Raw genomic sequence first — 13,754 nt, forward strand, 5'->3', positions numbered from 1 at the left:
GGTACGAGCGTATCGGGGCGCCGGCGCCGGCGGGGCGTGCTACTCGTCCGAGGAGAAGCGGACCGCGCCCGCGGGGAGGGTGGCCTCGCACCAGACGCGGACGCCGTCGCGGAGTTCGTTGTCCGGGCCCACGTCCGCGCCGTCGCCGATGACGGCGCCGGTCAGGACCGTGCGGGCGCCGATGCGGGCGCCCGCGCCGACGAGGGAGTCGGTGATGACCGCGCCGGGGGCGATGACCGCGTCCGCCAGGACCGTCGAGCCGCAGATCCGGGCGCCCGCGCCGACGACCGCGCCGGGGCCGATGACCGTACCGCCGGTGAGCTTGGCGTCGGCCGCGACCACGGCCGTGTCCAGGACGAGCCGGTCGCCGCAGCGGCCCGGGACCGCCGGGGACGGGGCGCGGCCCAGGACCAGGTCGGCGGAGCCGCGGACGAAGGCCTGCGGGGTGCCGAGGTCGAGCCAGTACGTGGAGTCGACCATGCCCTGGAGGTGGGCGCCGGAGGCGAGGAGCTCGGGGAAGGTCTCGCGCTCCACGGAGACCGGGCGGCCCGTCGGGATGGTGTCGATGACCGACCGGCGGAAGACGTACGCCCCCGCGTTGATCTGGTCCGTCACGATCTCCTCGGGCGTCTGCGGCTTCTCCAGGAACGCCGTGACACGGCCGGTGGCGTCCGTCGGCACGAGGCCGAACGCCCGCGGGTCCTCCACCCGCGTCAGATGCAGGGAGACGTCCGCACCGGACGACTCGTGCGTGGCGAGCAGCGCGCGGATGTCCAGGCCGGTGAGGATGTCGCCGTTGAAGACCAGGACGGGGGCGTCCGGGCCCGAGCGCAGGTGCGAGGCCGCGTTGCGGATCGCGCCGCCGGTACCGAGGGGGTCGGTCTCGGTCACGTACTCGATGCTCAGGCCGAGGGCCGAACCGTCCCCGAAGTACGGCTCGAAGACCTCGGCCAGGTACGAGGTGGCCAGGACGATGTGTTCCACGCCCGCCGCGCGGGCGCGGGCGAGCTGGTGGGTCAGGAAGGGGACGCCGGCCGCCGGGACCATGGGCTTGGGCGTGTTGACCGTCAGAGGACGGAGTCGAGTGCCCTTGCCGCCGACCAGGAGGATCGCTTCTGTCACCTGTCGTCTCTGCTTCCTGTTCGGTTCCGGTCTCATCGCCGGGGGAGGCTCCGTTCGCCCGTCCGTACGATATGACCGGTCAGTTTATGCAGATGGTTGAGTCCCTGACCCCATCAGCGCCTCCCCTGGTACTTCGCTGACGCCGACCGGGCGGTGCCGAGCTTTCCGTAGAGGCGCGCGCCCGGACATTCGGTCGCGAAGCCGTCGCGGTGACCGGCGATGGCGTTGAACCTGACCTTTCTGCCCTTCTTGTACAGGTTTCCGCCGCCGGATGTGAGATACGTCTTGGCCGTCGGATTCACCCCGTACAGCCCCAGCTTCCACGCGGTCAGCCGTGCGACGGCGGTCACCGCCGCGGCCGGCGGAGTGGTCCCGCCGTAGCTGCCGAGCACCGCGATGCCCATGCTGTTGGTGTTGAACCCGAGGGTGTGGGCGCCCATGACCGGCTTCGCCACGCCGCCGGCGCGGCCCTCGTAGATGTTTCCGCACTTGTCGACGGCGAAGTTGTAGCCGAAGTCCCGCCAGCCGCTGCTCTTCACGTGGTAGCGGTAGATGCTGCGCAGCACGGACGGGGCCTGGCGGCAGGTGTAGCGGTTGCCGGTGGCGGTGTGGTGCACGAAGGCCGCCTTGATCGTCTTCGTGTAGACGAAGCCCTTCTCGCGCAACCGCTCGTCGGCGCCCCAGCCCTTGCGGGTGATGATCCGCGGCCGGGGCCCGATGAACGGCTTCGCCGCGGCGGCCCCGCCGGGGAGGGTCGCCAGGGTCTCGGCTCGGGTGAGGGCGGGGAGCGCGGCGGGGGCCGCCGGGGCCGCGGGGGCGGCCTGGGCCGGGTGGGCTCCCTGGGCGGACTGGACCGCCTGGGCGCCCGCGGCCGGGACGGTGCGGTCCTGGGTCTCGGTGACGGGCGGCTCCGGGCCGGGGTCGACCAGCTCCAGGCGCAGGCCGGCGGGGAGCGGGGCGGGCGCCCGCCGGGTCCGCTGGGGTACGGCGTCCTCCGGGGCGTGGCCGTCGGGTACGGCCGTCTCAGGTCCGTGCTCGTCCGGCGCGTGGCCGTCCCGCGCGTGCCCGTCCGGTACGGCCGCCTCCGGTAGGCGCTTGTCCGGCGCGAGCCCGTCTTGCGCGTCCCCGTCCGGTACCGCCCGCTCCGGCGCGTGCCCGTCCGCCGTCACCCCTTCCCGTACGTCCTCCCCCGGCCCACCCGCCTCCGGGCGTACGCGGATCTCCACGCCGTCCGAGTCGCCGACCCACAGGGGGGCCGTGGAGCCGCGCAGGGCGCGGGAGCGGCCTTCGGCGGTGCCGGGGTCGGCGCCGTGTTCGTCGTTGTGGGTCTCCACCGACTGCCAGTCGGACCAGACGCCGCCGACGGTGGACCGGGTGCGGACCTGGACCGTGCCGCGCAGGGAGGCGTGGACGTCGTCCCACACCACGCCGACGAGGGAGAAGGGTCTGACGTCCTGTCGGGCGAGGCCCTGACCGGCCGCCGCGGCGGAGCCCAGCACCCGGTCGCGGGGGCCGTCCACCGCGGGGGCCAGGGGTTCGAGCGGGAGCGACTGCGTCGAGCCCGCGGGCTCGGCGGCGGCGGGCACGGCGCGGGCCGCGCTCGCGGCTCCGGGCGCGGCCGGGAAGGCGCCCGTGGCGCCGGCCGGGGTCGCGGCGGTGAGCGGCAGCGCGAGCACCGCCGCGCAGCTGACGGCGATCGAGGAGGCGAGGTTGGCACGCATGAGGCGATCGTCCACACCGGGCGGGCGTTCCGCGCGCCGGGAATCCGTACGGAAACTGACGCCCCGTCGGGCCGACCGGTGGACCGGGTCACCGGTACGGCGGACCCGGCGGGGCGCCGCGCGTACGCTTGCCCGCGTGAACGCCAGCGACCGTACCCCCGCCGACCTGCTGCGATCCGCGCTCGCCGCGGACCCGGCCCGCCCCTTGGTCACTTTCTACGACGACGCCACCGGTGAACGCGTGGAATTGTCGGTGGCCACCTTCGCCAATTGGGTGGCCAAGACGGCCAACCTGCTCCAGGGCGAGCTGTCCGCCGCCCCCGGCGACCGGCTCGCGCTGCTGCTGCCCGCGCACTGGCAGACCGCGGTGTGGCTGCTCGCCTGCTCGTCCGTCGGCGTGACCGCGGAGCTCGGCGGCGACCCGGCCGACGCCGATTACGTCGTCGCGGGGCCGGAGGGCCTGGAGGCGGGCCTGGCGTGCTCGGGAGACCGGATCGCGCTCTCCCTCGCCCCGCTGGGCCGCCGCTTCCCCGCGCCGCCCGCCGGATACGCGGACTACGCGGTGGAGGTGCCCGGACAGGGCGACCGGTTCGCCCCGTTCGTCCCGGTCGATCCCGGCGCGGTCGCCCTCGTCGTCGACGGTACGGAACTGACGGGCGCCCAGCTCGTCGAGCGGGCCCGCGCGGACGCCGCCGAGCTGGGGCTCGCACCGGGCGGACGGCTCCTCTCCGGGCGCCCGTACGAGGGCTGGTCCGGGCTCTCCGCCGGGCTCTACGCCCCGCTGGCCACCGGCGGCTCGGTGGTCCTGTGCCGCAACCTGGACCAGCTGGGGGCCGAGGGGCTCGCCAAGCGGGTGGAGAGCGAGCGGGTGACCGTCACGCTCACCGCCTGAGTCCCTCCTCCCGCTCCCCGTCTCCCACCCGTCCGGCCTACCGACGCGCCGAGCCCCCGGGTCCCGGCGGCGTCTCCGGTACATGATCGGCCGGGGGGTAACGATGCCTTCCGCACAACCAAGCGCCGGAACCGACCGTCTACTTCAGCGAGACGACGCCCTCCGGTGCGCCGAAGACGCCATCAAGGACGGACGCAGACGTGACGGACAGCACGGACAGCGCAGACTCGCCGCCGCGACGCAAGAGGCACTGGCTGCGCTGGACCGCTCTGGCCGTGGCGCTCGTGGTACTGGCGGCGGCCGGGGTCGGGTGGTGGTTCTACCGCAAGCTGGACTCCAACATCACCACGGACACGTCGGCCGCGGCCGAGCTCCTCAAGTACGAGAAGGAGCGGCCCTCCCCCGCCGTCAACGCGGCGCGGAACATCCTGCTCATCGGCTCCGACACCCGGGCCGGCGCCGGGAACGGGAAGTACGGGCAGGACGGGGGCAGCCAGCGCTCGGACACCACGATCCTGCTGCACCTGTCCGGCGGCGGGTCCTCGGCGACCGCCGTGTCCGTCCCGCGCGACCTGATGACGACGATCCCCAGCTGCGCCAAGCCCGACGGGACCCGGACCAGGGAGCAGTTCGCGCAGTTCAACTGGGCCTTCGAGTTCGGTGGCACCGCGTGCACGATCCGCACCCTGGAGAAGATGACCGGCATCCGGGTCGACCACCACATGGTGATCGACTTCCGGGGCTTCAAGAAGATGGTCGACGCCGTGGACGGGGTCGAGATCTGCCTCAAGGAGCCGATCGACGACGCCGACGCCCATCTGAAGCTGCCCGCCGGGCGCCAGACGCTCCACGGCGAGCAGGCGCTCGGTTTCGTACGGGCCCGCAAGTCGATCGGCAACGGCAGCGACACCGACCGGATGGACCGCCAGCAGCAGTTCCTCGGCGCCCTGGTCAACAAGGTCCAGAGCGACGGCGTGCTGCTCAACCCGACCCGGCTCTACCCGGTCCTGGACGCGGCCACCAAGTCGATCACGACCGACCCGGGCCTCGACTCGCTGCGGGACCTGTACGACCTGGCGCGGTCGATGCGGGCGATCCCGACGGAGAAGGTGCAGTTCCTGACGGTGCCCCGGCGCCCCTACACGTACAACGCGAACCGGGACGAACTGGTACAGCCGGACGCCGACCGGCTGTTCGCCGCGCTGCGCGCCGACAAGCCCGTGACCGTACGGCCGGGGGGCAACGAGAAGTCCGACCCGAGCGACGGCGGCCCGAGCCCGTCCGAGACCCCGTCCTTCTCCGGGCGGAACGCGGCGGAGGGAGGGTGCCCGGGGTGAGCCGGAAGGCGGGCACAAAGGGGGCGGAGTGACGCGCATGGCAAAGCGGGAACAAAGGGGAGGGCCACACAGCATGAGGTATGAGCAAATTGCCCGGTTGTAAGGGGCGTGGAATTTGTCACGGACGTCGCCCCACGCTGAACTGGGCGGATAGTGTGACGCGATCCGGTGCTCACGACCGCGTGGTCGCGCACTCGAAGGATCGAACGACCGAGCGCCCGAGGGGGAGGCGCTTCGCGTGTGGCACCGACGGAGGACTCTAGTAACCGTGGACGCGCACAGCCGTGGACGGGCGGACGAGATCGACCCCGCCGACCAGTGGGTACTCAACCCGCAGACCGGCAACTACGAACTGCGACTGGACCGCTCCGCTGGGCAGTCGCGGCAGGCTCCGTCCCAGCGCCCGGGTGCCCGCAGCGCCGCCCCCGGCCGTAGAGGCCACGGGGAGCGGGAGCCGCAGGGCGCCGTCCGGGCCCCGGAGACCGCGCCGCCCGTGCCCGGGCAGCGCCGCCGGCGCCCCACCGACGCGGGCGGACAGCCGCCCGTCGGCCGGCGCAAGCGCAGGCCCGAGAAGTCCAGGAAGAAGAAGGTCCTGATCTGGACCGGCGGCACGATGGCCTTCGTGCTCGTCGGCGGCGCCGCGGGGGCCTACGCGCTGTACAACCACTTCGACGGCAACATCAAGACCGTCGACGTGGCCGGCGCGGGCAGCGGCGGCTTCCGCAAGGACGAGGCCTTCAACGTCCTCCTCATCGGCACCGACAAGCGGACCGGCGAGGGCAACGCGGGCTACGGCGACAAGAACAGCCCCGGCCACGCGGACACCACGATCCTCTTCCACGTCTCCAAGGACCGGACGAACGCCACGGCGATGTCCATCCCGCGCGACCTGGTCACCACCATCCCGGAGTGCCAGACCAAGCTGCCGGACGGCACCGTCAAGACGATCCCCGGGCAGACCCAGACCCGCTTCAACGTGAGCCTCGGCCAGTCCGACCGGGACCCCGGCTGCACGATGCGCACGGTCAAGGAGCTCACCGGCCTGACCGTCGACCACTTCATGATGGCCGACTTCAACGCCGTCAAGGAGATGACCACCGCCGTCGGCGGCGTGAAGGTCTGCCTGGCGAAGCCCGTGAAGGACAAGGACTCCAAGCTGAACCTGCCGGCGGGCGAGTCGACCATCCAGGGCGAGCAGGCCCTCGCCTTCGTCCGTACCCGGCACAGCTTCGGCAACGAGAGCGACCTGGACCGGATCAAGGTCCAGCAGCAGTTCCTCAGTTCGATGATCCGGCAGATGAAGTCGGACGACACCCTCACGTCCCCGACGAAGCTGTACGGGCTCGCCGACGCCGCGACCAACGCCCTCACCGTCGACACGGGCATAGGGAGCATCACGAAGCTCACGGGACTGGCCGAGGAGCTCGCCAAGATCGACACCAAGAACATCACGTTCATGACGCTGCCGGTCATCGACAACCCGGCCGAGCCCAAGCCGATCACGGTCGTCCCCGACCCGGTGAAGGCCCCGCAGCTCTTCGCGATGATGCAGTCCGACACCTCGCTCACCGAGGTGAAGAAGCAGCAGGCGGACGCCAAGAACGCCCAGGCGAAGGCCCAGGCGGCGCTCCTCAAGGGCACCCGCTCCACCGCCCACGAGGTCCGCGTCGACGTCTACAACGGCAGCGGCATCCGCGGCGCGGCGCAGTCCACCCTCAACTGGCTGCAGAACGAGCACGGCGTGACGAGGTCGACCAACAAGAGCAACGCCCCCGAGAAGGCGGCCGCGACCACGCTCACCTACGCACCGAACCAGGCCGATCAGGCCCGCAAGCTGGCGGATCTGATGGGTCTGCCCGCCTCGGCTCTCAAGCCGGGCACGCAGGACGCCGGGGAGCGCGAGCCCATGACGCTCGTCCTCGGCGCGGACTTCAAGGGCGCGGGGGTGCCCCTCACCGGACCGGCGAAGACGCCGGAAGGTGCGCAGACGGCAGACAAGCAGGTGTGCGCGAAGTGACCCGGACGAGCTATCCGGCCTTGGGCCGCACCTGAATGACGAGGAGACCTGGGGTGGGACAGAGCAGCGTGCGACGGGAGGGGGCGCGAGAACGCGCCCCGCACGCCCGCGACTTGGGCTGGGACGAGACGCTCTACGAGGGCGACGAGGAGGCCGGCCAGGGGGCCGGTGTGCCCCGTTCGCGTCGTGGTGGCGGCGGTTCCGGCGACGGCGGTGGTGGTGGCCGGTCCGGCCACCGGCGCGGCGGCCCGCGCCGGCGCGGGAAACAGCCCGGCAAGCGCAAGGTGCTGCGCTGGGTGGCGGCGACGCTGTCGCTGCTGATACTCGGCACGGCCGGCGCCGGATACCTGTACTACGAGCACCTCAACGGCAACATCCGCAGCGGCGGGCGTTCGGGCGGCGAGAGCGGCGTCAAGAAGGGCGCCCCGAACGCGCTCGGCGACACCCCGCTGAACATCCTCCTGATCGGCTCCGACAGCCGCGCCGACGCCAAGAACGTCGCCCTCGGCGGCGGCAAGGACGACCGCGACCGGGCCCCGCTCGCCGACGTCCAGATGCTGCTGCACGTGTCGGCGGACCGCAAGAACGCCTCGATCGTCTCCATACCGCGCGACACGATCGTGCCGATCCCCGAGTGCAAGGGCGACGACGGCAAGACCTACTCCGCCACGGTCAACTCGCCCATCAACGAGACCCTCGGCCGCGGCGGCCCCGGCTGCACGCTGACCACCTGGGAGAAGCTCACCGGGGTCTACATCGACCACTGGATGATGATCGACTTCGCGGGCGTGGTGTCGATGGCCGACGAGGTCGGCGGCGTCCCGGTCTGTGTGAAGACCGGCGTCTGGGACCGATCGACCAAGCGGGTCCACGGCGGCTCCGGCCTCAAGCTGCCGCAGGGCACCACCGAGGTCCAGGGCGAGCAGGCCCTCCAGTGGCTGCGCACCCGGCACGCCTGGGGCAACGACCAGGGCCGCGCCAAGGCCCAGCACATGTACATGAACGGCCTGATGACGAAGCTCCAGGGGCAGAACGCCTGGACCGACACCGGACGCCTCATCGGACTCGCCGAGGTCGCGGTCAAGGCCTTCAAGGTCTCGGACGAGATCGCCAGTGTGAAGAAGCTGTTCGACCTGTCGATGCAGCTGAAGAACGTGAAGATGGACCGGCTCACGACGGCGACGGTGCCGACGGTCGAGTGGCCGCAGAACCGCGACAAGCTGCAGATGGTGCAGAGTTCGGCCGACAAGATGTGGTCGATGCTCCGCGACGACGTCGCCTTCGACAAGAACGGCGACGCGGCCGGCGGCAAGCCGAAGCCCACCACCCCGGCCAAGCCGAAGACGCCCGCCGAGGAGCCCGGCTCCTTCAAGGTCACGGTCGTCAACGGCACCGCGGGCGACGGCCAGCCCGCCGCCGGGGGCCGGGCCGGCACGATGGCCGAGCACCTGCGCGGCAAGGGCTTCGGCCAGGCCGAGTCCTCGCGGAACCCGGAGCCGCGCAAGGACAGCGTGGTCCTCTACCCGAAGGCCGACGGCGACCAGGGCAAGGCGAACGCCGCCTCGGTGGCCAAGTCCCTGGGCCTGCCGGACTCGGCGGTGCGCGCCGACGCGAAGGCCGAGGCCATCACCCTGGTGGTCGGCGCGGACTGGCGCGAGGGCACCACCTACAAGAAGCCGCAGGTCTCGGCGGGCGACCTGCCCGAGGGCGCGGACGACAAGGTGGCGTGCATGGACGTCTACTCCGTCTACAAGTGGGACGGCAAGAGCTGACGCCCGCCCCACCCGCATACGGTGACGGCCGGACCCCCAGAAGGGGGTCCGGCCGTCACCGTATGCGGGTGGGGCCGTTCAGACCGTCTCGCTCGTCACCGCGGGGCGCTTGCTCGCGATGACCTTCCGCGCCAGCGCGCGCGGGCTGGTGAGGAAGCCGTACCCCCACGACATGTGCATGGTCGCCAGCGCCACCGGGATCTGCAGCCGGGCCTTCAGGGAGAGGCCCTTGCCGGCCGGGACGGAGCCGGCGGCGATGGCCGCGAGGTAGCCGGCCGGGATCACGAAGCCGAGCGGGGTCAGCACCGCGCCCACGACCAGGCCCGCGGCGATCGCGCAGACGGCGGTCGGCGGCGCCAGGTAGCGCAGGTTGATGGAGCCCTCGTGGTAGCGGGCGACGACGTGCCGCCAGCGGCCGTAGTCCTTGTACTGCTTCGCGAGCGCCCGCACGGACGGCCGGGGGCGGTACTGGACGCGCAGCTCCGGCGAGAACCAGATCAGGCCGCCGGCCTCGCGGATGCGGAAGTTCAGCTCCCAGTCCTGGGCGCGGATGAACTCCACGTTGTAGCCGCCCTGCCGCTCCAGCGCCTCGCGGCGGAAGACGCCCAGGTAGACGGTCTCGGCCGGGCCGGCGGCGCCGCCCGTGTGGAAGGCCGCGTTGCCGACGCCGATCTTGGAGGTCATGGCGGCGGCGACCGCCTCCTCCCAGGCGTTCTCGCCCTCGGCGTGCATGATGCCGCCGACGTTCTGCGCGCCGGTCTCCTCCAGGAGGCGGACGGCGGTCGCGATGTAGTTCGGGGACAGCATGCCGTGGCCGTCGACGCGGACCACGATCGGGTGACGGGAGGCCTTGATCGCCGCGTTGAGGGCGGCGGGGGTACGACCGGTGGGGTTCGGCACGGTGTGGACCCGGGGGTCCTCCCGTACGAGCTCGGCGGCGATCTCGTCGGTGCGGTCCGTGGACGGGCCGAGCGCGATCACCACCTCCATCTCGCCGTCGTACTCCTGCTCGAGGATGTGACGGACCGAGTTGCGCAGATGCCGCTCCTCATTGAGGACCGGCATGATCACGGAGACAGGGGGCGTGGCGTTCATCGTCCGCCACGTTACCGCGAATGGGGGACACCGGTGCGCGCCACCGGGGCCGCCTCCGGGTGGCGCTGATCGTATGGGCCTACGGTGCTCACGGTCCCCTTGTCACACCCGCGGAGGTGTCCCCCGGTGCCCACACCGCCCCGCACGCCCCGTCCCCGGCCCGCCGCCCGCCCCGTACCCGCCCGTCGGAGGCCGACGGGGCAGCGGCGGAGGCCGAGGCGGCCGAAGTGGGGGATGCGGATGGCGACGACGCTCTCGGTGGTCGTGCTCGCCGCCGGGGGGATCGGGCACGCCGTCGTGACGAGCCTGGACACCGGCATCACCCGGGTCGACCCCTTCAAGGACATGAAGAACCGCCCGCAGGCCGGGAACGGGATGAACGTGCTGGTCGTCGGCACCGACGGCCGGGACCGGATCACCCCGGAGGAGCGGGCGAAGTACCGGCTCGGCGGCGCGCCCTGCCACTGCACGGACACCGTGATGCTGGTGCACATCTCCGAGGACCGGGAGCGGGCGAGCGTCGTGTCGCTGCCCCGCGACTCGTACGCCGAGATGCCCGAGCACACCGACCTGACCACCGGCCGGCACCACCACGCGCACCCGGTGAAGCTGAACGCCGCGTACGCGGAGGGCGGGCCCGGGCTCACCGTGCGGACCGTCGAGTCGATGACCGGGGTGAAGATCGACCACTACCTGGAGGTCGACTTCACCAGCTTCATGAAGACGGTCGACGCGGTGGGCGGCGTGCAGATCTGCACCACCAAGCCGCTGAAGGACACGTACACCGGGCTCGACCTGCCGGCCGGGCCGCACGAGCTCGACGGCGGGCAGGCGCTCCAGTACGTGCGCTCCCGCCATGTCGACGGCGCCGCCGACCTCGGGCGGATGCAGCGCCAGCAGAAGTTCCTCGCGGCCCTCATCGACCGCCTGTCCAGCGGCGGGGTGCTGCTCAACCCGGTGCGGTTCCGGGAGGTCGCGACGACCGCGCTGGGCTCGGTCCGGGCCGACCAGGGCTTCGGTACGGAGCAGATGCTGGCCCTCGCCAAGGCGATGCGCGGCTTCACGCCGGCGTCGTCGGAGTTCGTGTCCGTGCCGATCGGCCAGATGAGCTTCCCCGTGAAGGGGATCGGCTCGACCGTGAAGTGGGACGCCGCCAAGGCGCAGAAGCTGTTCGAGTCGCTGCGCGAGGACCGCCCGCTGACCCCGCAGCGGCCGGCCGCGCCGAAGGGGCCGCGGCCGGTGGACGTGGAGGTCGCGCCGAGGACGATCCGGGTGCAGGTCTACAACGGGACCCGGACCGACGGGCTCGGCGGCCGGGTGGACGAGGCGCTGCGGGCGAGCGGCTTCGACACGACCCGCGCGCCGCGGACCGGGTCCGGGACGGACCGGGTCCGGACCCTCGTCGAGTTCGACCCCCGCTGGGACCGCTCGGCCCAGTCCCTCGCGGCGGCCCTGCCGGGGGCGGAGCTGCGGGCGGTGCCGGGGCAGGGCGGGACGCTGCGGGTGACGGTGGGCGCGGAGTACAAGGGGGTCGTGAAGGTCCGGGCGCGGGAGACGCAGTCGGGGCAGTTCGAGGCGGTGACGGGGGACCAGGTGGTGTGCCCGTAGGGGGCACCCGGTGGTGTGCCTGTGCGGGTCACCTGGTGGTGTGACCGTAGGGGCGCCCGCGGGCGCCCCTCGGCGTCCCTAGGGCCTGTCCGGCGGATCAGGACCCCGGCCATGATCCGCCGGACAGGCCCTAGTCCTCGTAGCCCTCGGCGGCGCGGCGTTCGCGGAGTTCCTTGATCGCGCGGCGGCGGGCCAGGCGGTGGGTGCGGCGGATCTGGGCTTCCTGGTTGCGGCGCTCGTCGCGTTCGGTCTCCGGGATGACCTGCGGGACCGGGCGGGGCTTGCCGTCGCCGTCCACGGCGGCGAAGACGAGGTAGGCGGAGCCGACCTGGGTGGCGGGCGTGGACTCGTTCCAGCGCTCGGCCATGACCCGGACGCCGACCTCCATGGAGGACCGGCCGGTCCAGTTGACCTGGGCCTTCACATGGAGCAGGTCGCCGACCCGGACCGGCTCCAGGAAGACCATCTCGTCCATGGAGGCGGTGACGGCGGGCCCGCCCGAGTGGCGGCCGGCGACGGCGCCCGCGGCGTCGTCCACCAGCTTCATGATCACGCCGCCGTGCACCGTGCCCAGGAGGTTGGTGTCGTGGCTGGTCATGATGTGGCTCAGCGTGGTGCGGGACGCCGAGGTGGGCTTGCCCGGGATGTCGCCCTGATCTGTCATGCCCTCTACCTTATGCCTGGTCTGGGGGCCGGTACCGACGCCGTCCGCTTTGCATCAGCTTGGCAACAGCGCCGACCCGATTCCCCACCCGGCCTGTCGGGGCGGCCGGGCCTGACGGCAGACTGGTCCACATGAATGACTGGCCCGACGCCCAGCCCGAGGGACCCCGCCGGATGCGCCACGTGCAGCGCCCGCAGGTCCCCCAGCAGCAGCCTCAGCAGCAGTACGGGCAGCAGCAGCCGTACGGGCGGCAGCCCCAGTACGACCAGGGGTACAACCCCAACTTCACGCAGGCGCAGGGCAGCGGCTACGACTCGGGCTACGGCGACGCCCAGGTGTACGGCGCCCCGCAGACCGGCGGCCGGGGCGGCGGGCAGGGCACCGTACCTCCGCAGTACGCCCCGCACCCCGGCGGCGGGGCGGGCGCCCGGCCCGACTGGCGGCGCCGGATCAAGATCGGCTCGATCGTGCTCGTGGTCGCCGTGGTCGGCTGGAGCGTCGGCACCTACGCGTGGGCCAGCTCACGGATGCGCAACGAGGTCGACCTGGCCAAGGTCATCGAGCGCCCCTCCGAGGGCGACTGCACCACGTACCTGATCGTCGGCTCCGACAGCCGTGAGGGCATGTCGGCCGAGGAGAAGAAGAAGCTGCACACGGGCTCCGCCGAGGGCAAGCGGACCGACTCGATGATGATCCTCGCGGCCTGCTCCAGCGGGAACACGATGGTCTCGCTGCCCCGTGACTCCTGGGTGACGATCCCGTCGTTCGTGGGCTCGGAGTCCGGCAAGAAGTACGCGGAGCGCGGCGGCTCCAAGCTGAACGCCGCGTACGCGATGGACGGCCCGGAACTGCTCGTCCGCACGGTGGAGTTCAACACCGGGCTGCGCATCGACCACTACGCGGAGATCGGCTTCGCCGGCTTCGCGAACATCGTGGACGCGCTCGGCGGCGTCGAACTGAACATCGAGAAGGGCTTCAAGGACAAGAAGTCCGGCGCGGACTTCCAGGCCGGCACGCAGACCCTGAACGGCGAGCAGGCGCTGGCCTTCGTCCGTACCCGCTACGCCTTCGCCGAGTCGGACCTGGCGCGCACGAAGAACCAGCAGAAGTTCCTGTCCGCGCTGGCCAACCAGGCCGCGACGCCGGGCACCATCCTCAACCCGTTCGCGCTGTACCCGACGCTGGGCGCGGGCCTGGACACGCTGATCGTCGACAAGGACATGTCGCTGTACGACCTGGGGAAGATGTTCTTCGCCATGAAGGGCATCAGCGGCGGCGACGGCAAGTCCATGAACATGCCGATCAACGGCACCGCCCCGCAGAACTCGCTGCGCTGGGACATGCCGAAGGTGAAGCAGCTCGTCGAGCAGATCCGCAACGACGAGCCGGTCACGGTCACCTCGGACCGCTGACCGGCTCGTACGCCTCCCCTACGGGAGGTTGCGGGCCATGACGATGCGCTGGACCTGGTTGGTGCCTTCGTAGATCTGGGTGATCTTGGCGTCGCGCATCATGCGCTCGACGGG

General features: G+C 72.1%; 11 protein-coding genes. 6 read left to right on the forward strand and 5 right to left on the reverse strand.

The window, feature by feature from the left end; translation table 11 throughout:
* Positions 1-39: 39 nt before the first annotated feature.
* Both manB and ACZ3ZE_RS36595 read right to left on the reverse strand, forming a co-directional pair.
* Complete coding sequence (gene manB / locus ACZ3ZE_RS36590; RefSeq protein ID WP_361179960.1) at positions 40-1,158, reverse strand: mannose-1-phosphate guanylyltransferase; 1,119 nt, start codon at positions 1,156-1,158, stop codon at positions 40-42.
* A 77-nt stretch (positions 1,159-1,235) separates the two neighbouring features.
* Positions 1,236-2,843 (reverse strand): peptidoglycan recognition protein family protein, encoded by a 1,608-nt coding sequence (locus ACZ3ZE_RS36595; protein WP_467262140.1) that lies wholly within the window; start codon positions 2,841-2,843, stop codon positions 1,236-1,238.
* A 136-nt stretch (positions 2,844-2,979) separates the two neighbouring features.
* On the opposite strand from ACZ3ZE_RS36595, the gene ACZ3ZE_RS36600 reads away from it, so the two are divergent.
* The 4 genes from ACZ3ZE_RS36600 to ACZ3ZE_RS36615 all read left to right on the forward strand — a co-directional run bounded on the left by ACZ3ZE_RS36600 (position 2,980) and on the right by ACZ3ZE_RS36615 (position 8,861).
* Entirely contained in the window at positions 2,980-3,735 is a 756-nt protein-coding gene (locus ACZ3ZE_RS36600; protein ID WP_361179955.1) for a TIGR03089 family protein, read from the forward strand.
* Between the two features lie 200 nt (positions 3,736-3,935).
* Entirely contained in the window at positions 3,936-5,072 is a 1,137-nt protein-coding gene (locus tag ACZ3ZE_RS36605) for an LCP family protein (protein WP_361629967.1), read from the forward strand.
* A gap of 268 nt (positions 5,073-5,340) precedes the next feature.
* A complete protein-coding gene (locus ACZ3ZE_RS36610; RefSeq protein WP_361179951.1) occupies positions 5,341-7,089 on the forward strand; it encodes an LCP family protein in 1,749 nt (582 codons plus the stop codon).
* Positions 7,090-7,142: 53 nt separating this feature from the next.
* Complete coding sequence (locus ACZ3ZE_RS36615) at positions 7,143-8,861, forward strand: LCP family protein (RefSeq protein WP_361179949.1); 1,719 nt, start codon at positions 7,143-7,145, stop codon at positions 8,859-8,861.
* A 78-nt stretch (positions 8,862-8,939) separates the two neighbouring features.
* On the opposite strand, the gene ACZ3ZE_RS36620 is transcribed toward ACZ3ZE_RS36615, so the two are convergent.
* On the reverse strand, positions 8,940-9,956 hold the full coding sequence (locus tag ACZ3ZE_RS36620) for a glycosyltransferase family 2 protein (RefSeq protein WP_361179947.1): 1,017 nt from the start codon (positions 9,954-9,956) through the stop codon (positions 8,940-8,942).
* A gap of 126 nt (positions 9,957-10,082) precedes the next feature.
* Between ACZ3ZE_RS36620 and ACZ3ZE_RS36625 the strand changes: the two genes are divergently transcribed.
* Complete coding sequence (locus ACZ3ZE_RS36625; protein WP_467262142.1) at positions 10,083-11,564, forward strand: LCP family protein; 1,482 nt, start codon at positions 10,083-10,085, stop codon at positions 11,562-11,564.
* 130 nt (positions 11,565-11,694) lie between these two features.
* Here ACZ3ZE_RS36625 and ACZ3ZE_RS36630 read toward each other — a convergent pair whose 3' ends face one another.
* Complete coding sequence (locus ACZ3ZE_RS36630) at positions 11,695-12,228, reverse strand: acyl-CoA thioesterase (RefSeq protein ID WP_361179942.1); 534 nt, start codon at positions 12,226-12,228, stop codon at positions 11,695-11,697.
* 131 nt (positions 12,229-12,359) lie between these two features.
* Between ACZ3ZE_RS36630 and ACZ3ZE_RS36635 the strand changes: the two genes are divergently transcribed.
* Entirely contained in the window at positions 12,360-13,640 is a 1,281-nt protein-coding gene (locus ACZ3ZE_RS36635) for an LCP family protein (protein WP_361631109.1), read from the forward strand.
* Between the two features lie 18 nt (positions 13,641-13,658).
* Here the strand turns inward: ACZ3ZE_RS36635 and ACZ3ZE_RS36640 are convergent.
* The coding region (locus tag ACZ3ZE_RS36640; protein WP_157849844.1) for an acyl-CoA dehydrogenase family protein at positions 13,659-13,754 on the reverse strand (96 nt) is incomplete at its 5' end.

Source organism: Streptomyces sp. NPDC023157, from assembly GCF_055560575.1.

What these genes read in the sequence shown, in the direction of transcription:
- manB (WP_361179960.1), bottom strand. Translation starts at nt 1,158, where the DNA reads ATGAGACCGGAACCGAACAGGAAGCAGAGACGACAGGTGACAGAAGCG.
- ACZ3ZE_RS36595 (WP_467262140.1), bottom strand. Translation starts at nt 2,843, where the DNA reads ATGCGTGCCAACCTCGCCTCCTCGATCGCCGTCAGCTGCGCGGCGGTG.
- ACZ3ZE_RS36620 (WP_361179947.1), bottom strand. Translation starts at nt 9,956, where the DNA reads ATGAACGCCACGCCCCCTGTCTCCGTGATCATGCCGGTCCTCAATGAG.
- ACZ3ZE_RS36630 (WP_361179942.1), bottom strand. Translation starts at nt 12,228, where the DNA reads ATGACAGATCAGGGCGACATCCCGGGCAAGCCCACCTCGGCGTCCCGC.
- ACZ3ZE_RS36635 (WP_361631109.1), top strand. Translation starts at nt 12,360, where the DNA reads ATGAATGACTGGCCCGACGCCCAGCCCGAGGGACCCCGCCGGATGCGC.